Here is a 22694-nt window from a genome sequence, read left to right on the forward strand (position 1 = left end):
ATGGCGAGCGACATGGATTTCAACGGCGCGGACACGCAGGATGCCGCTTTCGACCTCATCCCGGCCAACACGCTGGTCAAGGTCTGCCTCACCGTCCGCCCCGGCGGCGCGGGCCCGGAAGGCTGGCTGACTCAGAGCAAGACGAGCCCGGCCCTCTACCTCAACACCGAGGCTGTCGTGATGGAGGGGCCGTTCGCGCGGCGTCGCATCTACACCCGCATCGGCTTTCGCGGAAAGGCTGCGGGCGGTCCCGGCGACGACACCTACGGCAACCGCGGGCGCGCCATGATCCGCGGCATCCTCGAATCCGCCCGCGGTGTGCGTGCCGATGACCAGTCGAACGCCGCCCGCGCCGCGCGGATGATCCGCAGCCTCGGCGAGTTGAGCGGGCTGGAGTTCGTGGCGCGCATCGGCATCGAGCGCGACAAGGACAAGCCCGACGACACCGGGCGCAACGTAATCAAGGCCGCGCTCGGCGCCGACCATGCCGAATACGCTCGGGTGATGGGCAGCGTACCCCAGCCAACGCAGCACGGTCAGTTCACCGCCTCGGGCCCGCAGCTTGCGGACAACGGCATGGGTCAGACGGGCGCGTCGTCCTCCGGCTCCGCGCCCTTCTGGGCACGCTGAGGGGGACGGCCATGATTCCACGCGACTATCAAAGGGCGGCGGTCGATGCCGCCCGCGACCGCACCGCCGCACATGGCAACACCATGCTGGTGCTGCCCACCGGGGCGGGAAAGACCGCCATCGCCGGTTTCTACATCGGCGAGGAGCTGGAGCACCGCAGACACGACCGCGTCCTGGTGCTGCAGCACACCGACGAGTTGATCGATCAGAACCGCAGCGCCATCGGCACTGTCACCGGACTGGCCACCTCGGTGGTCAAGGCCGAGCAGGACGACTGGGACGGCCGCATCGTCTTCGGAAGCGTCCAGACCCTGGCGCGCGCCAACCGGCGCGAGCGGATGGCGCCGGTCTCGCATCTCGTCATCGACGAATGCCACCGCTCCGCCGCGCAAAGCTACCAATCCATCATAGACGAGGCCCGGGCGCTCAATCCGGAGATCAAGCTGCTCGGGCTCTCGGCCACGCCGGGTCGCGGCGATGGCCGCAGCCTGCGCCGCACCTTCAGCAATGTCGGCTATCATCTGAAGATCGGCACGCTGATCGGTCGCGGTCTCCTGGTGCCACCGCGCACCTACACCATCGATCTCGGCGTCGAGGACGAACTGGCCGGGCTGGGCGCCACCGCGGGCGATTTCGACATGCGCGGGGCAGACAAGGTGCTGAACCGCTCAGTGCTGAACGAGGCCGTCGTCGAACACTGGCAGGCGAAGGCAGCGGACCGTCGCACCATCTTCTTCTGTGCGACGGTCGACCATGCCGATGCGGTTGCCGCGGCATTTCGCACGGCCGGCGTCACGGCCGAGACGATCTCGGGCGAGATGCCATCGCGGACGCGCGCCGACCTCATCGCCCGGTTCGACAGGGGCGAGGTGCAGGTGCTGACGAACTGCATGGTCCTGACGGAAGGGTTCGACAGCCAGCCCGTCGGCTGCATCGGCATCCTGCGCCCCATGCTGCACAAGGGCACCTTCATCCAGGCAGTCGGTCGCGGCCTGCGGCGGGTCGATCCCGCGCGTTTTCCCGGCATCGTGAAAACCGACTGCATCGTTCTCGACTTCGCGGGCGCGGCGCTCCGGCACGGGTCGCTCGAACAGGAGATCATCCTCGACGAGGACGATCCTGAGCCTGGCCAGGCACCGTGGAAACTGTGCCCGACCTGCGAGGCCGAATTGCCGCTTGGAGCATCGGTCTGTGATTTCTGCGGTCACGTCTTCACGCGGGAACGAGCAGAGGCTCGACTGCTGACCGCCTTCGACATGATGGAGATCGACCTGCTGGAGCGGTCCCCGTTCGCCTGGTGCGATTTGCATGGCGACGGCCAGGCGATGATGGCGAGCGGGTTCAATGGCTGGGCCGGGGTGTTCCATGATGGCGCGCTCTGGCACGGGCTCGGACAGCCGAAAGGCAGGGCGATCCGGCCGCTCGCCATCGGCACCCGGGTGCAGGCACTCGCCGCCGCAGACGATTTCCTGCGCGCCACCGAGACGGGGACCGCCTCGATCAAGAGCCGTCGCTGGCTGAACGACCCGGCGACGATGAAACAGATGGACCTGCTGCAGCGCGCGGGGCACGAGGCCAACGGACTGGATTTCAGCCTGTCGAAATACGCCGCCAACTGCCACCTGAACTTCCGCTGGAACCGTGGCGCGATCACCGCCGCCGTTCTTGGCCGTGCGGAGCGGTCGGCCGCATGAAACGCCCCAATCCGCTCCCGCCCGACCAGATGACGCCCGCAGAGCGCCGCGCCGAGCTGTGCGGCCTGCTGGCGCTCGGGCTGGTCCGGTTGCGGATGCGGGATGGGGGCGAAGTATCTGACGATAGTGGAGAACGTTGCCTACACTATCCGCCCGACCAGTGCCGTCATGCAACTCCAACGCACCGGAGAAATGCATGAACAAGCCCGATCCCATCCCCGCGCGCCTGGCCGCGCTGAAGACCACGCCGACGCCTGACCTGAAGAAGCAGTGGCGCGATCTGTTCGACAGCGAGCCGCCGCCGTTCAACCGTCGCTATCTCGAGTCCCGACTGGCATACCGCATCCAGGAACTCGCCTACGGCGGGCTGAAGCCCGAAACGATCCGGCGCCTGGAGCGGCTGGGCGAGGAACTGGATGGCGGGGACAAGAGGAAGCGCGGCATCCGCGCCGACCGTGACCGCCCGATCACGGGCACGCGGCTGCTGCGCGAATGGCAGGGTGTCGAGCAGGTTGTCACCGTCACCACCGACGGCTTCGAGTGGCAAGGTCGGCCGTACAAGTCGCTGTCCGCCATCGCCCGCGCCATCACCGGCACGCGCTGGAACGGGTGGACCTTCTTCGGGCTGAAGAACCACAGGGGGCGGACATGACGAAGCCGCCCGAGAAATCGAAGGTCGTCCGCAAGCTGCGCTGTGCGGTCTACACCCGAAAATCCTCCGAGGAAGGGCTGGAACAGGAGTTCAACAGCCTCCACGCCCAGCGTGAGGCATGCGAGTCCTACATCGCCAGCCAGCGCTCCGAGGGCTGGGTGCTCGTCCACGATCAGTATGACGACGGCGGCATCTCGGGCGGCACGCTCGAACGCCCCGGCCTGAGACGGCTGCTGGAGGATATCGAGGACGGGCTGGTCGATGTGGTCGTCGTATACAAGATCGACCGCCTCAGCCGCTCGCTGGCGGATTTCGCCAAGCTGGTCGAGGTGTTCGACCGGAACGGGGTGACGTTCGTCTCCGTCACCCAGTCGTTCAATACGACCACGTCGATGGGGCGGTTGACGCTGAACATCCTGCTCAGCTTCGCCCAGTTCGAACGCGAGGTCACAGCTGAACGCATCCGCGACAAGGTCGCCGCCAGCCGGAAGAAGGGCATGTGGATGGGCGGGGTGCCGCCCTTCGGCTACCGCGTCGAGAACCGAAAGCTGGTGGTCGACGAAGAAACCGCCGAGCATGTGCGCTGGATCTTCGCCCGGTTCCTCGAAATCGGCTCCTGCACGGAACTGGCGCGAGAGGTCGGCGCACGCGGCATCCGGACGCCGCGCGGCAACCGGATAGACAAGAAATACATCTATCGGATGCTCAGCAACCGCGCCTACATCGGCGAGGCGGTGCACAAGGGCGACAGCTATCCCGGCGAGCACGACGCCATCATCGACCGCGAGATTTGGGACAAGGTTCACGTCATCCTGCAGGAGAGCCCGCGCAAGCGCGCCGCGCGCACCCGCGCCGACACGCCCGCGCTGTTGAAGGGGCTGCTGTTCGGCCCCGATGGCGCGGCCTTCTCGCCGACCCACACGCGCAAGGGCGGGCGGCTGTATCGCTACTATGTCAGCCAGACGGTGCTGAAGCATGGCGCGGGGGCATGCCCCATCGGTCGCGTGCCAGCGGGCGAGATCGAAGCGGCCGTCATCGAGCAGTTGCGCGCCGTGTTCCGCCAGCCTGAGATTGTCGCGGGCACATGGAAGGCGGCGCGGGTGCAGGACGGTGAGATCACCGAGGCCGACGCGCGCGCGGCGCTGATTCGGCTCGACCCGCTGTGGGACGATCTGTTCCCGGCCGAGCAGGCGCGCATCGTGGCGCTGCTGGTCGAGCGGGTCGAGATCGTCACGGAAGGCCTGAACGTCCGGCTGCGTATGGACGGACTGGCCGGGCTGGCGCGCGAAATCACCGCCGACATAGGAGCAGCCGCATGACCCGCGCCACCCCGGTCCCCGATACTGTCACCATCCATGTCCCGTTCCGCCTCGTGAAGCGTGGGGGGCGTAAGGAGATGCAGTTGCCCGAAGGCGCGTCCACCCCGCGCCGCCCCGATGACGCACTCGTCAAGGCACTGGCCCGCGCGTTTCGCTGGAAGCGGATGCTGGACTCGGGCGAGTTCGCGTCGATTTCCGAACTGGCTGAGATGGAAGGGATCGCCTTCACTTACATGGCTCGCCTCTTGCGCCTGACCCTTCTGGCGCCAGATATCGTTGAGGCGATCCTGGATGGAAGGCAGCGGCCGGAGTTGACACTTGCGCGGGTTCTGGAGCCGTTTCCGGTTGAATGGTCAAGACAGACATCGGATAGATAGCGCAATCCCCTGAGCACCCTATCCAAACCGTGCTGCCAAGAGGGGGCATCAGAAATTGGCAGGGGCATCAAATGGCCATCAAGAAGAGCGACATATACCGATCCCTTTGGGAAAGCTGCGACCAGCTTCGCGGCGGCATGGATGCCTCGCTTTACAAGGATTACATCCTCACCCTCCTCTTTGTGAAATACGTCTCCGACCGCGCGGGCCAGCCCGACGCGTTGATCGAGGTGCCGCCAGGCGCATCCTTCGATGACATGAAGGCCCTGCGCGGGTCCAAGAACATCGGCGAGGGGATGGACACGATCATCGCCCGCATCGCCGAAGAGAACGACCTCAGTGGCGTGATCGACCGGGCCTTCTTCAACGACGCAGAGAAGTTCGGACGCGGCCAGAAGATGATCAACACGCTGACCGCGCTTATCAACATCTTCAGCAGAGAAGAACTGAACTTCTCGAAGAACCGGGCCGACGGCGACGACATCCTCGGCGACGCCTACGAATACCTGATGCGCAACTTCGCGACCGAGGCGGGCAAGTCCAAGGGGCAGTTCTATACCCCGGCCGAGGTCTCGCGCGTCGTCGCCGCCGTGGCGGGCGTCAGCCGCGCGACCAGCCCGAAGCAAACCGTCTACGACCCGACCTGCGGCTCGGGCTCGCTGCTGCTGAAAGCTGCCGAGACCGCCCGCGTGCCCATCACCATCTTCGGGCAAGAGATGGACATCGCCACCCGCGGCCTCGCGCGCATGAATATGATCATGCACAACCGCGCCACAGCCGAGATCGCGCAGGGCGATGTCATCGCCGAACCGCACTTCCTGGCCGACGCCCACACCCTGCAGACCTTCGATTTCGTTGTTGCCAACCCGCCCTTTTCGGCCAAGGCTTGGGCCGCCGGGCTGACCTCGGAAACGAAGTACGGCCGGTTCGACGATGGCGAACCGCCCGCCAAGAACGGCGATTTCGCCTTCCTCCTGCACATCCTCGCCTCGATGAAGGCCACGGGCTCGGGCGCAGTCATCCTGCCGCATGGTGTCCTCTTCCGTGGCAATGCCGAGGCGAAGCTGCGCGAGAAGATCCTGAAACGGGGCTACATCAAGGGCGTCATCGGCCTGCCCGCAAACCTATTCTATGGCACCGGCATCCCCGCCTCGATCATCGTGCTCGACAAGTCCGAGGCCACCGCCAACCGCCCCGTCTTCATGATCGACGCCTCCAGGGGCTTCATCAAGGACGGCAACAAGAACCGCCTGCGCGAGCGGGACATCCACAAGATCATCGACGCCTTCACGCGCGCCCAGACGATCCCCGGCTATTCCCGCCTCGTCCCCTTCGACGAGATCGCCCGTAATGACTTCAACCTCAACATTCCCCGCTACATCGACGGCTCCGACCCCGAGGATCTGCAGGACATCACCGCCCACCTGCATGGCGGCGTGCCGGAGAGGGACATTGACGCGCTGGGCGAGTTCTGGGCCGTCATGCCCACGCTGCGCGCCACGCTCTTCGGGCCGAACCCGCGCAAGGGCTACGCCGATCCGCTGGTCGTCCCCGATCAGGTGCGCACGACCATCCGCAACCACCCGGATTTCGCGGCCTTCCGCGCGCAGGTCACCGCCATCCTGAAAGGCTGGATCACGGCCAACACCCCCCTGCTTATGGGCATCCAACAGGGCGACCACCCGCGCGACCTGATCCATACGATTGCCGAGGATATGCTGGCCCGCTTCGACGCCGCGCCCCTGATCGACAAGTATGAGGCCTATCAGCGCCTGATGTCCTATTGGGCCGCCACCATGCAGGACGATGTGTTCATCATCGCGGGCGGCGGCTGGCTGGCGGCGCGTGATCTGCGCGAGGCGCGCAAGGAGACCAGCGACGACGGCAAGGTGAAGTGGCTGGAAGAGGGCGACCTGACGGTGAACAAGGTCCGCCTTGTGGCCGATGTGATCCCGCCCGCCTTGATCACGGCGCGCTTCTTTGCTGTCCTGAAGGCGACGCTGGATCAGGCCACCGCAAGGGCCGAGGAACTGGGGCGCGAGATCGAGGAACTGGCCGAGGAACACGGGGCCGAGGGCGGGCTGTTCGAGGACCTTCTGGCCGACGGCGGCAAGCTGACGGCGGGCGGGGTGAAGGCGCGTCTGAAGGACAGGACCATCGAGCCGGATGAGAAGGCCCTGCTGAAAGAAGCGGCCAAGCTGTTCGAGGGCGAGGCCGAGGCGAAACGCGCGGCGAAAGAGGCCGAGGCCCGGCTGACCGAAGCGGTGCTGAAGAAATACCCCACCCTGACGATGGGCGAGATCCAGACCCTTGTGGTGCAGGACAAGTGGCTGGCCGACATCACGGCGGCCATCGGGGCCGAGGCCGAGGCGCGGACGGAGACGCTGACCGCCCGGGTGCGGGTGCTGACCGAACGCTATGGCCAGACCTTGGCCCAGATCATGCAGGATCTGACCGGGCTGGAGGCGCGGGTGGCCTTGCATCTGGCGGCGATGGGGGTGGCGGGATGAGTGGGGCTGTTGCCTCGGGATGGCATGAAGTTCCCGTTAGAAAAATTGCATCAATCATAACCGGCCCTTTCGGCACTCTATTGAAGGCATCCGAATATGGTGGGCCGGATGGTGTGCCCGTGATCTCTGTGGGTGAAATTCGTGATGGCTTCCTGCGCGTAACAGACGAAACGCCTCGCGTAGAGGCAGAGGTTACAGGCAGACTGCCTCAGTATCTTCTTAAGGAAGGAGATATCGTATTCGGGCGAAAGGGCGGAGTCGAAAGGTCGGCACGGGTCTTACCCGAGCATGTAGGCTGGTTTCTCGGCTCAGACGGCATTTCAATCCGAGTGAAGGATGGCCTGAATAGCATCTTTTTCGGTCATGCGATGCGGAGCAAGCAAGTTCAGGGCTGGCTTCTTCAAAATGCATCCGGAACCACCATGCCGTCACTCAATCAGGCAATCCTCGGATCGGCCGTTATCCGATATCCAGACGACCCGGACGAACAACAGGCCATCGCCGCCGCGTTGTCGGATGCGGATGGGGTGGTGGCGGGGTTGGAGCGGGTGATCGCCAAGAAGCGCCTGATCAAGCAGGGCGCGATGCAAGACCTCCTCACCGCCCGCCGCCGCCTCCCGGGGTTCTCGGGGGAGTGGGAGGAGGCCACGATTTCAGACGTTGCACATGTTGACCCAGAGGCTCTCGGCGCCGGAACCCCAAAGGACTATGCCTTTCGTTACATTTCTTTGGAGGATGTTAATCAAGGAGTTCTCTCCGGCTGGGCAGATGTCGCCTTTGGATCAGCGCCGTCTCGGGCGCGTCGCATCCTTCAGAAAGATGATGTGCTCTTGGGGACAGTCCGGCCTAATCTGAAATCCCACATGCTTTTCGACCGACCCGGCTCGGATTGGATCGGTTCCACTGGCTTTGCCGTTCTGCGACCACGCACCGAAAAGTGCATCCCCGGCTATCTTTTCGAGTTGATCATGAGCGATGTGATCGGGCGGCAGATCGACGAGGTTATCGCCGGTTCGAATTATCCCGCAATCAGCAATTCGGACGTTCGCAAGTTGAAGGTTTTGCTGCCCTCCGTTGACGAACAGAAGGCAATCGCTGCTGTTCTTCGTGACATGGACGCCGAAATCCAGACCCTCGAGTCCCGCCTCGCCAAGGCGCGGGCGGTGAAGGAGGGGATGATGCAGAATCTTTTGACAGGGCGGGTCAGGCTGGTCTGACTGGGTGACAGTTTCCAAGGGGGTATTTCCATGGCCATCGGCGATCCGGAACGCGCCACGCAGAACCGCATGATCGCGCAGATGTGCGGCGATACCTCTGGCACGGTCGGCGGCCTCGGCTGGCGTTACCTTGGCGACTGGCACAAGCGCCCCGAAAAAACCGGACAAGCCAACGCCAATATCGAGCCCGCCCTGTTGCGCCCCTGGCTGCTGGCCCGTGGCCATGACCCCGAGGTTGCAACCAAGGCCATTGCCGAACTGCAACGCGCCGCCCGGATGGACGGGCTGAAGCTCTATGAGGCGAACCGCGCCACCTATGACATGCTGCGCTATGGCGTTCAGGTCACCCCCGGCCCCGGCGAGGCCCCGGTCACCGTGCGCTTCGTCGATTGGGACAACCCCGCCGCCAATGACCTCGGGCTGGCTGAAGAGGTGGCGATCACCGCCAAGAACCCCAAGGCCTACAACAAGCGCCCCGATCTGGTGATGTATGTAAACGGCATCGCGCTGGGCGTGGTAGAGCTGAAGAAATCCACCATCGATCTGGGCGAGGGCATCCGCCAGACACTGGACAACCAGCGCCCCGAGTTCATCCGCCATTTCTTCACCACGGTGCAGATCACATTCGCAGGCAACGACATGCAGGGCCTGCGCTATGCCGCGATCCAGACCCCGCAGCCCTATTGGCTGGCCTGGAAAGAAGAGAGCGCGACCGCAAACCCGCTGGACCGCGACGTGGCCCAGATGCTGACCCCCGCGCGGTTCTTGGAGCTGATCAACGATTTCATCCTGTTCGATGCAGGCATCAAGAAGGTCGCCCGCCCCAACCAGTATTTCGCCGTGAAGGCCGCGCAAGAGGCGGTGGCGGCGAAGAAGGGCGGGATCATCTGGCAGACCCAGGGCTCGGGCAAGAGCCTGATCATGGTCATGCTGGCCCGCTGGATCCGCGAGGCGCGGCCCGATGCGCGTATCCTGGTGGTGACAGACCGCAAGGAACTGGACGAGCAGATCGAGGCGGTGTTCGGCAACACCGGCGACAAGGTGCGCCGCGCGAAATCCGGCGCCGACCTGCTGGCGGCACTGGCCGACCCGAAGGATCGGGTGGTGTCCTCGCTCGTTCACAAGTTCGGGCGGCGGGAAGAGGATGAGTTGGGCACCATGATCGCCGACATCCAGCGCGGCCAGATCGGCGCACCGGTGGGCGAGTTTTTCGTCTTCATCGACGAGGCGCACCGGACCCAATCGGGCAAGCTGGCCCGCGCGATGCGGTCGATCCTGCCGGGTTCGGTGTTCTTCGGCTTCACTGGCACGCCGCTTCTGCGGTCGGACAAGCAGACCTCGCTCGAGGTTTTCGGCCCCTATATCGGCACACCCTACCGCTTCAACGAGGCGGTCGAGGATGGCGTCGTGCTGGACCTGCGGTATGAGGCGCGCGATATCGACCAGCGCGTGGCCTCGCCCAAGAAGATCGACGAATGGTTCGAGGCCAAGACCAAGGGCCTGACCCCGGTGGCCAAGGCGACCCTGAAACAGCGATGGGGCACGCTGCAGCGCGTGCTGTCCTCGAAGGATCGCCTGGAACAGATCGCCAATGACATCATCATGGACATGGAGTTGAAGCCGCGGCTCAAGGCTGGCCGCGGCAACGCGATGCTGGTGGCGGGCTCGATCCCCGAGGCGTGCAGGCTGTTCGAGATCTTCCGCAATTCCGGCTCGGATCTCGCCGGGAAATGCGCCATCGTCACGTCCTACACCCGCAACGCCTCGGAACTGACCGGCGAAGAGGCCGGGATGGGCGAGACGGAAAAGCAGTACGTCTATCGCGTCTATGACCGGCTGATGACCGATCTGGGCACGGATGAAGAGGCCTATGAGGCCGAGGCGCTGCGGAAATTCCGCAAGGAACCGGCGCAGATGAAGCTGCTGATCGTCGTCAGCCGCCTGCTGACCGGTTTCGACGCACCGACCGCGACCTATATCTATATCGACAAGCAGATGCGCGACCATGGGCTGTTCCAGGCGATCTGCCGGGTGAATCGCCTCGATGGGGACGACAAGGATTACGGCTATGTCGTCGACTACAAGGATCTGTTCAAGAACATCGAAACGGCCGTCGAAGATTACACCTCTGGCGCCTTCGACGCCTTCGATGCTGCCGATGTCGAGGGGTTGATTTCCTCGCGGGCCGAAAAGGCGGGCGAGGATCTGATGACCGCGCGCGACGCTTGGTTCGGGCTGCTTGATCCGGTTGAACAGCCCAAAGGCGACGACCAGGTGCTTGCCTATTTCTCCAGTCCTGGCGGGTGGGAGACCGATCCGCAGGCCGAGGAAAAGGCCCGGCGGCGTCAGGCGCTTTACAAACTGGCAGGGGCCTATGCCCGGGCGTTCGCATCGGTGGCCGATGATCCCGCAGCCTCGGGCGTGAACGACTTGCAGCTGGGGCAGTACCGCAACGAGGTGGAACGGGCGATTTCGCTGCGCGATGCGGTGCGCCTGCACAGCGGCGATGCTTTGGACATGAAGCAGTTCGAGCCCGCGATGCGGCACCTGATCGACACCTACATCAAGGCGGACGAGTCCGAGGTGATCTCGCACCTGGACGACATCAGCCTGATCGATCTGGTGGCGAGCAAGGGGGCGGCAGTCGAGGGGGAGTTGCCGAGTTCCCTGAAGAAGAAGCGCGAGAACGTGGCCGAAGCCATCGAGAACAACGTGCGCAGGCTGATCATCGACGAAACGCCGGTGAACCCGAAGTTCTACGAACGAATGTCCGAGCTGCTGACCGACCTAGTCAAGAAACGTAAGGACGACGCCATCGCCTACGCGGAATACTTGGAAAAGATCGCGGAACTGGTCAGGGCGGTAAAGGCCGGGCATGGCGGCGAATACCCGTCGACCATGACCACACCGGGGCGCAAGGCGCTCTTCGACAACCTTGCTCAGGACGAGGCCACGACGATGGCGGTCGATGCCGCGATCCGCAGCACGGCTCAGACGGGATGGCGCGGCAACAAGATGAAGGAGCGGATGCTGCGGCGAAAACTGCTGGAGATACTCGATGCGGAGGACGCCGTGGACAGCATCATCGAGATCATTCGGTCGCATGATGAATACTGAAGTGATCGAGATCGCCGGGCTGTCGGTAGAACTGGTCCGCAAACCGATCAAGAACCTGCATATCGGGGTCTATCCTCCGGCCGGTCGCGTGCGGGTCGCTGCCCCTCCAGCCATCAGCGAAGACGCTGTCCGGGTGGCGGTTGTGACCCGGCTCGGCTGGATCAAGAAAAAGCAGCGCGAGTTCGAGGGTCAGGCCCGCCAATCCGAACGCCGGTATGTCTCAGGCGAAACCCATTTTGTCTTCGGGAAACCGCTCAGGCTTCTGGTCCAGCCGACCGACAAGAACCGCTGCGCAATCCGTCCAGACGCTTCGGATCGCCTGACGATGTTGGTGCCAGCAGGCTCAACGCCCGATCAGAATGCACGCAGGATGTCGACGTGGTACCGATCGCAGCTGCGGGAAAAGGCCGCTCCCCGTATTGTCAAGTGGTCGGATCGGCTGGGCGTACCGGTACCGCGGTGGGGCATCAGGTTGATGAAGACGAAGTGGGGCAGCTTCAATCCCGAAAAGGGGCTCGTGTGGCTGAACCTCGACCTGGCGAAGAAGCCTCTGGCCGCCCTCGACTACGTCATCCTGCATGAAATGGCCCATTTCGTATCACCGCGACACGACGAGCTCTTCTTGAACACCCTCGATCGAAACATGCCGGGGTGGCGACAAATCCGGTCAGACCTCAACGCGCTTCCCCTGTCGGATTGAAGCTCGCTGCAGGAGTTCGATTTCTGTTCCATCTCACGAACGCCACCGGCGTCGAAGTGTTCAGGTGGCGCGAGGATCTGCCCCTATATTTTCAATCGGTTACGGGCTCTACACCGGATGCTCGCAGTCGAGAGGTCCGGAGAATATCGGGCTTCAGAGAACCATTCCGGCTGCTGCAGCGAGGACGCCAGTGCAAAGCCAAGCGCGCATAACCCTCGAAAGCAACGGGAAAATCCGGCCGAGGCGGGATCGGGAGAACGATTCCTTGAAGGGAAGTGGCGGAGGGGATGGGCCTGACGTCGAACCTTCTCCACCCAAAAACCCAGTAATTGCTAGCCCACCGTGACGCCAAACAGCGCCCCCACCGCTGCTGTCGCAGCCATTGCGAGAGCGCCCCAGAGGGTGACCCGCGCAGCGCCCCGAATGATACCAGCGCCGCCGGCGGATGCGCCCAGACCGCCGAGGACCGCGAGGCCGACGATCGTCAATGCCGCCACGAACAGCGCAATCGACGTTTCAGGCGCCAATAGAACGACGATCAGCGGAACGACCGCACCCACGGCGAATGTGAGAGCTGAGACCAGCGCCGCCTGGATCGGGCGTGCCGTCACGGTCTCGGAGATGCCGAGTTCGTCGCGGGCATGCGATCCGAGCGCGTCGCGTTCGGTCAGCTGGTGGGCCACCTTTTCCGCCAGGTCGCGATCCAGCCCCCGTTCTACGTAGATCCGGGTGAGCTCCTCGAGCTCTGCCTCAGGCGTTTCCGCCAGCTCGCGGGTCTCGCGGGCAAGATCGGCTTGTTCCGCATCAGTCTGCGAACTGACCGAGACGTATTCGCCTGCGGCCATGGACATCGCACCGGCCACGAGGCCAGCCAGCCCCGCGATCAGGACCTCCGGCTTTCCCGATCCTGCCGCGGCGACGCCGACCACGAGGCTTGCCGTCGAGACGAGCCCGTCGTTGGCGCCGAGAACGGCGGCCCGCAGCCAGCCGATGCGATGCACCATGTGGATTTCGGAATGCGAGAGGCGGCTCATGGCGTGGCTCCTTGCGCGATGTCGTCCTGCCCGGAGGAGACAGCCTTTGGTTTCGGAGTGGTGGGTTCATGGGGCGCGATGCGCAGCGCACGGAGGGCGTTCAGGATAACTGCAACGTCGATGACCTCCTGCAGGAGCGCACCCTGCACCGGAGTGAGATAGCCGAAAGCCGCCGCGATCATGCCCATGACCGACAGCCCGATCCCGGCGACAACGCTTTCAACAGCGATGCGCCGCGCGCCGCGCGCGATCTCGATCCCCGGCCCGAGCCGGTCGATACGGTCGACCAACAGCACGACGTCTGCCGCCTCCGCCGATGCAGCGGCCCCGCGTGCGCCCATCGCGACACCCACATCGGCCGCCGCGAGGGCCGGCGCGTCGTTGACGCCGTCGCCAACCATCATCACGGGCCCGCGCTTGCGCTCGGAGAGAACCAGCAGAACCTTCTGGACGGGCGTGAGCCCGGCGCGCAGCCCGTCGAGGCCAAGCCCCTCGGTCACGCGCTCGGCCACGTCGGCGCGGTCGCCGGTGGCGAGCAGGATTCGCGCGATCCCCTCGCCGCGCAGCCCGTCGAGCATGGCGCCCGCGCCGTCGCGCAGGGGATCGGACATCACGAGATGCCCCGCCATGCGCCCGTCGACCGCGACCGCGACGAGGACCGACCCGGCGGCAATGGCCGAATGATCGCCGGGCCTCCGTCCGACGCGGGAGGCGACGAAGGCATCGCCGCCGACGATGACCTTCCGGCCCTCGACATGGCCCACGACGCCTTCACCCGGGATCTCAGCCACGTCCGACGGAACCGGCAGCGTGAAGCCGCGCGCCTTCGCGGCCGCAACGATGGCCTGCGCCACGGGGTGCTTGGACGCCTGGTCGAGCGCCGCAGCGAGGCGCAGTATGTCGTCCTCCGCCATCCCCTCCTGGCTATCAATCGAGACGATCTGCGGCCGGCCGTCCGTCAGCGTGCCGGTCTTGTCGAGGATCAGCGTTCGGATGCGCGCCATCGTCTCGAGCGGTCCCGCGCCCTTTATCAGCACCCCGAAATGCGCGGCACGCGACAGCCCGGCCACCAGCGCCACAGGCACGGCCAGGATCAGCGGACAGGGCGTGGCGACGACGAGCACGGCGACGGCCCGGATCGGGTCGCCGGTGAACCACCATGCAGCGAAGGCAATGCTGACCGTGACCGCCAGAAACCCCAGCGACCAACGGTCGGCCAGCCGCGACATCGGCGCCTTCGAGGCCTGCGCCTCCTCGACCAGCCGGACGATCCCGGCATAAGTGCTGTCCTTGGCTTCTCTCGTCGCCGTCAGATCGAACGCCTCGCCTGCGTTTGTGGAGCCGCTCATGGCTTCGGCGCCGTGGGCGAGGCGCACTGGCAGGGACTCGCCCGTCAGCGCGGAGGTGTCGACGAAGGCCGTCTCCGAGGCCACCGTGCCGTCCACCGGCACCACGTCGCCCTGACGGATCAGGAGGCGGTCGCCGGGCGCGATGTGGTCGAGCGGGATCTCCTCCAGCCCGCCGTTGCGGTGGCGGGTCGCGGTCCGCGGCACGCGGGAGAGGAGGTCGTGCATCTCGCGCCGGGCGCGGCCTTCGGCGAAGGCTTCGAGGAATGTGCCGCCGGAATACATCACCGCGACCACCGCCGCGGCGAGGGTCTCGCCGAAGACGAGCGCCGCCGACATCGACAGCGCTGCGACGATATCGAGGCCCACCTCGCCGGAGCGCAGGCTGCGCAGAATCTCGACCACGAGTGCAGCGAGCGCGGGAACGACGCCGGCGATCCAGATCAGGTTCGCTGCTTCGGGTCGGCCGGAAAAGTAGAAGGCAAGTCCCGCAATCAGGCCGGTCGCGGCAATGAGCAGGATAGCGGTCTTGAAGCGGTCGGTCCGTGTCGTTTCCATGCGGCTCATCTCCCCTCGGCTGAGGCGATTGCCGCTGGCTCTTCGGAAAATAGTCGTCCGACTCCCACGCCCCGTGCGCTGGCATCATCATCGCGCAAGAGAAACAGGGCGTCGAGCCCGCTTCGTCTTGCGAGCGCAGCACCTTTGTCCGGCCCAAGCACCATGAGGGCCGTCGCCCACGCATCGGCCTCGGCACAGGTGCGGGCCACGACGGTGACGGAGGCCGGCGACGCGATCAGCGGCACTCCCCGCCTCGGGTCCATTGTGTGCGACAGGCGGCGCCCCTGCACCTCGACCCAGTGACGGTAGTCGCCCGAGGTGGCGACGGCGGCATCCTGCAGCGCGAGGATCGAATGCGGCGTCCGGCGCTCGGCGTCCGGCGCCTCGACCGCGATGGTCCACGCCTCACCGTCCGGCCGGAGGCCCATTGCACGCATCTCTCCATCGATCCCGACGAGGGCATCGGAAATCCAATGATCGCGCAGCGTCTCGGCGAGCCGGTCGACGCCATAGCCTTTGGCGATGCCGTTGAGGTCGAGCTTCAGGACTGCGGCCTTGCGCACGCGGGCGTCGTCCATCTCCAGCACCTCATGTGCCGGGCGGCGCGAGGTTTCCATCGCGGCGCGGATGCCATCCGGCGCGGCGGCCTCCGGTCCGAAGCCCCAGGCTGTCACCGCATCGCCCATGCCGATATCGAAGGCTCCGCCCGAGGCACGCCCGATCTCGAGGCCGAGGCGCAGCACCTCGGCGAGACGGGCTGGAACCGTCACCCATTCTCCCACCGGCGCCGCATTGAGCTGCATCAGGTCGCTGCCCGGGTTCCAGGTCGACATCTGTCCGTCCACCTCGTCCACAGCCGCCTGCAGCGCCGCGCGGATCGGGGCCGGGTCGAAGTCCGGCTCCGCGAAGAACAGCGCCGACCAGCGCGTGCCCATGGTCGCCCCATTCAGGGCGTGCCTCGTCAGCTCAGTAGACATCTTCGACATACCGCCCCTCCGCCTTCAGGACCGCCGGCGTCAGCCCGGAGGTCGCGAGGATCTCGGCCAGCGCCTCGGCCACGCCGGCGGCCATGTCCCGTCCGCCGCAGACCATCACGCGCGCGCCATTGCGGATGAGCTCTGCGACCTGAGTGGCCTCGCTGCGCAGCGCGTCCTGGACGTAATGGGGACGCGCCCCGCGCGAGACGGCCGTGACCAGCCGGCTTACACGCCCTTCGTCCTGCCATCCGGGGAACTCCTCGCCGTAGAAGAAATCGCTATCGGGATGGCGCATGCCGAAGAACAGATGGATCGGCCTGCGGCGCGTATTGCCGCGCACAAAGCCCGCGAGCGGCCCGATGCCGGTCCCTGCGCCGATCAGGATCAGGGGCGCCCGGCTTCGGCCCGGACGGAAGCCGGGGTTGGGGCGCAAGAAGGCGCTCACCGTGTCGCCAGGTTCCAGCGCTGTGAGCTGACCCGAGCAGAGGCCGCCGGGAAGCTTCTTGACCACGATCTCGATGAAGCCGTCGCGGCGTCCGGAGGCGAGCGAGTAGAGCCGCGGGACGAGACTTCCCTCCGGAAGGACGCCGATCAGGTCACCGGCCTCGAACCGCGCGAAGCCGTCGCCTCGCAGCCGTTGCCAGAGTGAGACGTGCGGAAGCGCGAAACGGAGGATCGCCGTCGGGGCCTGCACCTCGGCGCCGTAGTCGCGGCGCGATACGAGGGTCAGCGTCTCGGTTTTCGGCAGAACCGGCTGATGCGACAGTTCGAGCGCAATGCCGAGAGCGTCTCCCAGCGCACGGCCCCAACGGGCGAAATCCTGCGGCGATTGCCGGTCGATTGTGTCGAGCGGCAGAAGCTCGGGCCAACCCTTCGCCTGCGCCGCTGCCGCGACGTCCCTTGCGAAGGCGCAATAGGCCGGAAAGCTGCGGTCGCCGAAGCCGAGCACCGCCAGAGAAATGTCCGGCGCCCGGTCGGAAGCGTTCAGCCGGTCGAGAAAGCCCTTCGCCGAGGCGGGCGCCGCGCCGTCGCCATAGGTTGCGGCGAGTAGGATGATCCGCTGGGCCGTAGCGTAGCGTTCTGGCGCGAAGGCCGACATCGGTGCTGTGTGCACCTTCTGCCCGGCTTGCGTCAGTGCGGTGTGGAGCGTGGCCGCAAATCCCCAGGTGCTGCCGCCCTCGCTGCCGACGAGCAGGATCGTCTCGGCACGTCCCGCGGGCTGATTGCTTCGGATGCGCGGCCGCCCCCTCCGTCCCGCGAGCCAGACGACAACGCCAGTCACGCCCATGGCCGGGACGCCGAGCGCCATCAGGCCCAGAACGAGGCCAAGCGTCGCCGCACCCTGTCCGGTGTGCAGCATGTAGATGGTTTCCGAAACGCGTTCCCACCCGGTCAGGTCAGTCCAGGCCAGCAGCGCCCCGGTGCCCTGATCGAGATACCCGGTCCCACGGTCGGTCTTCAGCGTGAAGACGTCCGTAGCGTCGCCGGGATAGGGAAAGCTCAGCTCGCGCAACTCGGCGACGGGCGTCTGCTGCAGTGTGGCCATCCGGTCCAGCGCGAACCCCGTCTCTCCACTGACTTCGGTCGGGGCGGCCGCTATGGCGCCTCCATCCGGCAGAAGATCGAAGGTGGAGGCCGTCATCCAGAGGGCGGTCGTGGAGGACAGAACGAAGCCGACGACAGCAATCCGGGCGATCTCGACGTGCAGCCTGCCCGCGAGCGGTCCGCGCAAGCGCGCGAACCAGTGTCGCCAGCTTCCCGCCCGCCGCGCCACCAGCGCCGCGCCGGAGAGCGAGAGGATCAGCATCGCGGCAGCCCCTGCAGCCATGGCGATGCGCCCGCCGTCGCCGAGGAACAGCGAACGGTGCACGTTGGTGAGCCAGCGTTCGGCCTGGTTCGGGTCGGCCGAGGCAACGCCCTCACCCGTCGCCGGGTCGATCACGGCAGCGCCCGGCGCGCCCTGGTCGAACCAGTAGGCGGTGATCCGGCCCGAGGGTGATCGGCGGATCTGCTCGACGCCCGGATAGACCGCCTGGATGCGGTTCGCGAGGGCGGCGACCGTGAGCCCGGTCTCCGCCTGCGGGGCGGCAAGCCGTTCGGCCGCAGGGAAGACCGACAGCGCCGCGCCGCTCAGACTCAGGACGGTGACGAGCGCGAGGGCCAAGAGACCCGGCCAGCGATGGAGTGCACGGATCATGGCCCCGATCCTCACATGTCGTAGGCGAAGCTGGCGATGTAGCGGCGGCCGCCCACCGGCGTGCCCGCGCCATCGGTCGTGAGCGGGACGGCCACTTCGTTCGGGCTGTCGCGCATGTCCTCGACCGCCGCGTCGATGTGGAGCGTGTAGCCCGCGTCGAAGAGCGCGTCGGCGAGGTCGAGCGTGATCTCGAGCGTGCGGCCCGCGCCGACGCTGGCGCCGGTGATGCCGTTCACCTGCGCGGTGTCGCCGCCGGTGGCGCGGTACCAGTCGCTGAGGTGCTCGTAGTACTTGGACTTGCCGCCAGCCATCCAGAGACTGCCGACATAGGCGCCCGAGGTGTCGGTGACGTAGAGCGCGAGATAGGCCCCGTCGCCGCCGTAATTGTTGAGGGTCGTGGTGAGCGTCACCGGCCGTGCCATGGCCAGGCCGGGGAGCGTCAACGCGGTGGTCAGCGCGAGCGTTGCGAGAAACGATTTCATCGGGATGATCCTTTTTGGCAGAGGAGCTTGAGAGCGGTTCAGTTGACCTGAACCTGCGGCGGCGCACCGTTGCCGAAGAGGCCGTTCTGCGGAGGGGCGACCGTGCCGGCGGGCGCGGGATTGCGAGCGCCACCGCGGCAATCGTCGTCGTCATCGTCGTCGTCGCAGTCATCGTCGTCATCGTCATCGTCGTCGTCGTGGCCGCGACGAGAACCGTCCCGCCAACGGTCGTCATCGTCGTCGTCATCGTCGCTTGCGAGAACGAGCGGCATCGCTTGCGGGGCGTCATCGAAGAGAGCGGCGACGGACCGAAGGACGCTATCGGGCGGGGATTGCATCGCGCTCCAGGCGGGGACGCCGATCGCGGCGGTCAGCGCCGTGGACGCGACCAGAAGTGTCAGGGTCTTCTTCATGGCAGGGTCTCCTTTTGTCTGCTGGAGACAATCTGGAGATCCGACCTGAGGGCTTCCTGACGCGTCGGCGATTCCCGCTTCAGCTTGCTGTCAGGAAGAAAGCGGCTTCCGAAAGAAAAAGGCCCCGCCCGTGAGGGCGAGGCCAGGCGGGGCCGAAGGGACGGTCGGCCTTGGGGTTAGGTACCGTCAGGCGATGTCGGCGGGACCGGGGCCGCGCTTGTCGCCCGTCACCATGGCGCGCGCCAGGTTCTCGTGGTGCCGGAAGGAGGCCAGCACGACACCGCCCACATGCAGCGCGGCGAGCAGCAGCATCAGGTTGGCAAGCGTCTCGTGGACCTCCTTCAGCGGTCCCTCGACCTCGCCCGGCGCGCCGTATTCCCGCTCGTCGCCGTCGTCGTCGGCCCATGCGGGTGCCACGATTGCGGGCATGGACGGAAGCATCGCCAGACGGGCCTCGTCCTCCATGAGCCAGCCGGTGAAAGCCGTACCGGACAGCGTGACCAGCAGCGCCACGATCATCGCGGCGCCGGCCGGATTGTGGCCGAGGTAACGCCGCTCGCGCCCGCGGGTCATGTCCCCGAGATAGGCCAGCGTTTCGCGAGGCCCCCTCAGGAAATGGGCGAAGCGCGCGTAGCGACTGCCGACGAGGCCCCAGACAAGCCGGAAGGCCACCAGACCTGCGACTGTATAGCCTGCGATCTCGTGCACGGTTTGCAGCTCGTCCGCAGTCAGCCATGCGGTCGCGAAGGCCGCGACCAGGCCCCAGTGGAACACCCGGACCAGCGGGTCCCAGACACGGACCTTGCTGCTCGGCGCCGCGTTCTTTTCCGGCGCCGGGTGTGAGGTTGCGTCAGTCATCGTCGCCTCCTTCGCGATCACGGCGGGGGCGATCGTCGTCGTCCTCGTATTCGAACTCGATCACCTGCAGCGTCGCCGGATGAACGGTCACCTCGATCCGGCGCCCCTCGGCGTCGCGGCCGTCGATCTCGTAGCAGCCGTCGTCGATCTTGATCCTGCGCACCGTCCAGCCGTTCTCCTCGGCCAACCGGGCGACGGCGTCGCGCGGCTGCCAGTCGGCCATCGGCACGAAGCAGTCGTCGTCCGCCAGCGCGACACCGGCCGGAACGAGCGCGAGAAAGCCGAGAATTGTCAATGTCTTCTTCATGGGTCAAACTCCTCGCTGCGGCCATCTTGACGAAATTCATGCGCGGCGAAGCTGACGGCAGCCTGAAGGGACGCGACCACCCGCTTCAGCTTCGTGTCAGCCAGACGGATCATGGAGGGTCATCGGAAGAGGACGGGAACGAGCATGCGCATCCTGCTGATCGAGGACGACACGGTGCTTGGCGCCGCGGTGCGCGACCAGATCGCGGCCGATGGCCAGTCGGTGGATTGGGTGACGCGCCTCGATGCGGCCGGAGATGCGGTAAAAACAACCTCCTACGACCTGATCCTTCTCGACCTGATGCTGCCGGACGGTCGCGGGATCGGGTTCCTCAAGGGCTTGCGCACGCGCGGAGACGTGACGCCGGTCATCATCCTGACCGCGCTCGACCAGGTGTCCGACCGGATCGAGGGGCTGAACGCGGGCGCCGACGACTATCTCGTGAAGCCCTTCGACCTGGCCGAACTCACCGCCCGCATCGGCTCGGTCGCTCGACGCTACAGCGGCAACCCGAACCCCATCGTCACACACGGGCCGCTGGAAATCGATCTCGCCGCCCGCAGCGTCCATCGCGACGGCAAGGCGGTGCAACTGACCGCAAGGGAATGGGCGCTGTTCGAAGCCTTTCTCGCGCGCCCCGGTCAGCTTCTGTCCAAGGCGCAGCTGGAGGAGAAGCTCTACGCCTTCGACGCCGAGGTCGAGAGCAACACGATCGAGGTCCATGTGAGCCGCCTGCGCAAGAAGCTCGGGGCTTCGGTCATCGAGACCGAGCGCGGCATGGGCTACAGGCTGGGCCGTCCATGAGATGGCCGGCCAGCCTTCAGGGCCGGCTTGGTCTGTCGCTCGGCCTGGCGCTGACGGTGCTGTGGCTGCTCGCGGCGACGGTGACTACCGTCATCGTCCGGGGCGAGCTGGACGAGGTCTTCGACAGCGCCCTGCGAGAGACTGCGGAACGCATCCTCCCGCTGGCGGTGACCGACATCGTGGGCCGCGAAGATCAGGGCGTGACGCAGCGGCTCTCGCCGATCCGGGAGCACGACGAGTTCTTCACCTACCTCGTGCGGGATGCCGAGGGGCGTATCCTGCTGCAATCCCACGCGGCCGATGCGGCGGTATTCCCGCCTTGGGACGGACCCGGGTTCCGGCAGACCGCCACCCACCGGTTCTACAGCGACGCAGCGCTTCAGGACACGATCCGGATCACCGTGGCCGAGCCGCTGGCCCATCGCGCGTCGGTCGCGCGTGAGATCCAGATGGGCCTCGGCCTGCCGCTGCTGATCGTCCTGCCGGTCGCGCTGACGGCGGTCATTCTCGCCGTCCGTTTCAGCCTCGACCCGCTGCGCCGGTTCCGCGCACGCCTCGAGGCGCGCGGCGCCCGCGACCTGTCGGAGGTTCCCGCCGAGGGGCTGCCGAGCGAGATCGGTCCGCTGGCCGAGACCCTCAACGGCCTTCTGGCCCGCTTGCGAGAGGCCTTCGAGGCCGAGCGCAGTTTCGCCGCCAACGCCGCGCACGAGCTCAGGACACCGCTCGCGGGCGCCATCGCGCAGGCGCAGCGGCTCCGGTCCGAGACCCGCGATCCCGCCACTGGGGCGCGCGCGGCGGAGATCGAAGCGACGCTCAAGCGCCTCACCCGGCTGTCGGAACGCCTCCTACAGCTGGCGCGGGCGGAAGGCGGGCGCCTGCGGATCGACCGCAGCGCGGATCTGCGCACTGTCGCGCGAATCGTGGTGGACGACATCGCACGCGCGGACGCGCCGGGGCGCATCGCGCTGAACCTACCCGACGCAGCTGTCATGTCGGACATTGACCCCGATGCCTTCGCTATCCTGTGCCGGAACCTCGTGGAAAACGCTCTCCGTCACGGAGCCGGAGATTTGGCTGTCGAGGTGACGCTCACTGCGGACGGCCGCCTTGTTGTCGCGAACGATGGTCCCGTGGTGGCGCGCGAGATGCTCGACCGCCTGACGGCACGCTTTGAACGGGCGAACGCAAGCACCGATGGCAGCGGGCTTGGCCTAGCCATCGTCGCGGCCATCGCGAACCGGATCGGAAGCTCTCTCGTTCTGAGATCGCCGCGGCCTGGTGCATCTTCCGGTTTCGAGGCATCACTCATTTTGCCGACCGATAGCCCCGGGTTCGGCGCCGGGCGCGACGCGTAATCCGCGACAAGTGCCGGAGGATCAGCACACCCGCGCCTGTTCCCGCAACACCGCGTAGTCGCTCATCATCTCTGCGATCGCCGAGCCCTCCGGCAAGAGGTCCAGCTCCCCTGCCGCTCGCGCCTGGAACTTCCTACTGTACTCGAC

Annotated in this window: 19 protein-coding genes; 11 read left to right on the forward strand and 8 right to left on the reverse strand. The window is 66.2% G+C overall.

Annotated features, from left to right (window positions below; genetic code table 11):
• The 9 genes from I9P22_RS01155 (at position 1) to I9P22_RS01195 (ending at position 12216) form a co-directional block, all read left to right on the forward strand.
• Positions 1 to 630 carry a hypothetical protein gene (locus I9P22_RS01155; protein ID WP_199257592.1) on the forward strand — a complete coding sequence of 210 codons (630 nt, stop codon included), beginning with the start codon at positions 1 to 3 and terminating at the stop codon, positions 628 to 630.
• An 11-nt stretch (positions 631 to 641) separates the two neighbouring features.
• Positions 642 to 2324: a DEAD/DEAH box helicase gene (locus tag I9P22_RS01160; RefSeq protein ID WP_199257593.1), complete on the forward strand. Its 1683-nt coding sequence runs from the start codon at positions 642 to 644 to the stop codon at positions 2322 to 2324.
• Between the two features lie 196 nt (positions 2325 to 2520).
• Positions 2521 to 2976 (forward strand): DUF2924 domain-containing protein, encoded by a 456-nt coding sequence (locus I9P22_RS01165; protein ID WP_199257594.1) that lies wholly within the window; start codon positions 2521 to 2523, stop codon positions 2974 to 2976.
• A complete protein-coding gene (locus I9P22_RS01170) occupies positions 2973 to 4295 on the forward strand; it encodes a recombinase family protein (protein WP_199257595.1) in 1323 nt (440 codons plus the stop codon). The genes I9P22_RS01165 and I9P22_RS01170 overlap by 4 nt, the downstream gene beginning before the upstream one ends.
• On the forward strand, positions 4292 to 4672 hold the full coding sequence (locus tag I9P22_RS01175) for a hypothetical protein (RefSeq protein WP_068767562.1): 381 nt from the start codon (positions 4292 to 4294) through the stop codon (positions 4670 to 4672). The genes I9P22_RS01170 and I9P22_RS01175 overlap by 4 nt, the downstream gene beginning before the upstream one ends.
• Positions 4673 to 4743: 71 nt before the next feature.
• The gene (locus tag I9P22_RS01180; RefSeq protein WP_199257596.1) at positions 4744 to 7182 is read left to right on the forward strand and encodes a type I restriction-modification system subunit M; all 2439 of its coding nucleotides are present in this window, start codon (positions 4744 to 4746) and stop codon (positions 7180 to 7182) included.
• A complete protein-coding gene (locus I9P22_RS01185) occupies positions 7179 to 8399 on the forward strand; it encodes a restriction endonuclease subunit S (RefSeq protein WP_199257597.1) in 1221 nt (406 codons plus the stop codon). The genes I9P22_RS01180 and I9P22_RS01185 overlap by 4 nt, the downstream gene beginning before the upstream one ends.
• 30 nt (positions 8400 to 8429) lie before the next feature.
• Positions 8430 to 11516, forward strand: coding sequence for a type I restriction endonuclease subunit R (locus I9P22_RS01190; RefSeq protein WP_199257598.1), 3087 nt, complete (start codon positions 8430 to 8432; stop codon positions 11514 to 11516).
• 1 nt (position 11517) lies between these two features.
• The gene (locus I9P22_RS01195; protein WP_332908984.1) at positions 11518 to 12216 is read left to right on the forward strand and encodes a M48 family metallopeptidase; all 699 of its coding nucleotides are present in this window, start codon (positions 11518 to 11520) and stop codon (positions 12214 to 12216) included.
• Positions 12217 to 12548: 332 nt separating this feature from the next.
• On the opposite strand, the gene I9P22_RS01200 is transcribed toward I9P22_RS01195, so the two are convergent.
• From I9P22_RS01200 to I9P22_RS01235, 8 genes are all read right to left on the reverse strand, one after another.
• Positions 12549 to 13250 carry a VIT1/CCC1 transporter family protein gene (locus tag I9P22_RS01200; RefSeq protein WP_174033615.1) on the reverse strand — a complete coding sequence of 234 codons (702 nt, stop codon included), beginning with the start codon at positions 13248 to 13250 and terminating at the stop codon, positions 12549 to 12551.
• Positions 13247 to 15154, reverse strand: coding sequence for a heavy metal translocating P-type ATPase (locus tag I9P22_RS01205; protein ID WP_199257705.1), 1908 nt, complete (start codon positions 15152 to 15154; stop codon positions 13247 to 13249). Before I9P22_RS01205 ends, I9P22_RS01200 begins: the two co-directional genes overlap by 4 nt.
• Positions 15155 to 15159: 5 nt before the next feature.
• Complete coding sequence (locus I9P22_RS01210) at positions 15160 to 16140, reverse strand: FAD:protein FMN transferase (protein ID WP_199257600.1); 981 nt, start codon at positions 16138 to 16140, stop codon at positions 15160 to 15162.
• Complete coding sequence (locus tag I9P22_RS01215; protein ID WP_199257601.1) at positions 16121 to 18328, reverse strand: PepSY domain-containing protein; 2208 nt, start codon at positions 18326 to 18328, stop codon at positions 16121 to 16123. Before I9P22_RS01215 ends, I9P22_RS01210 begins: the two co-directional genes overlap by 20 nt.
• 11 nt (positions 18329 to 18339) lie before the next feature.
• Entirely contained in the window at positions 18340 to 18810 is a 471-nt protein-coding gene (locus I9P22_RS01220; protein WP_199257602.1) for a DUF2271 domain-containing protein, read from the reverse strand.
• 38 nt (positions 18811 to 18848) lie between these two features.
• Positions 18849 to 19223 carry a hypothetical protein gene (locus I9P22_RS01225; RefSeq protein WP_199257603.1) on the reverse strand — a complete coding sequence of 125 codons (375 nt, stop codon included), beginning with the start codon at positions 19221 to 19223 and terminating at the stop codon, positions 18849 to 18851.
• A gap of 186 nt (positions 19224 to 19409) precedes the next feature.
• Positions 19410 to 20081 carry a cytochrome b/b6 domain-containing protein gene (locus tag I9P22_RS01230; protein ID WP_199257604.1) on the reverse strand — a complete coding sequence of 224 codons (672 nt, stop codon included), beginning with the start codon at positions 20079 to 20081 and terminating at the stop codon, positions 19410 to 19412.
• Positions 20074 to 20388 carry a PepSY domain-containing protein gene (locus I9P22_RS01235; RefSeq protein ID WP_199257605.1) on the reverse strand — a complete coding sequence of 105 codons (315 nt, stop codon included), beginning with the start codon at positions 20386 to 20388 and terminating at the stop codon, positions 20074 to 20076. The genes I9P22_RS01230 and I9P22_RS01235 overlap by 8 nt, the downstream gene beginning before the upstream one ends.
• 144 nt (positions 20389 to 20532) lie before the next feature.
• Here I9P22_RS01235 and I9P22_RS01240 point away from each other — a divergent pair, with 144 nt between their 5' ends.
• Together I9P22_RS01240 and I9P22_RS01245 are read left to right on the forward strand one after the other, a co-directional pair.
• A complete protein-coding gene (locus I9P22_RS01240) occupies positions 20533 to 21192 on the forward strand; it encodes a response regulator transcription factor (RefSeq protein WP_199257606.1) in 660 nt (219 codons plus the stop codon).
• The gene (locus tag I9P22_RS01245) at positions 21189 to 22547 is read left to right on the forward strand and encodes an ATP-binding protein (RefSeq protein ID WP_199257607.1); all 1359 of its coding nucleotides are present in this window, start codon (positions 21189 to 21191) and stop codon (positions 22545 to 22547) included. The genes I9P22_RS01240 and I9P22_RS01245 overlap by 4 nt, the downstream gene beginning before the upstream one ends.
• Positions 22548 to 22694 lie beyond the last annotated feature (147 nt).

Source organism: Paracoccus binzhouensis, assembly GCF_016446475.1.
GTDB lineage: Bacteria > Pseudomonadota > Alphaproteobacteria > Rhodobacterales > Rhodobacteraceae > Paracoccus > Paracoccus binzhouensis.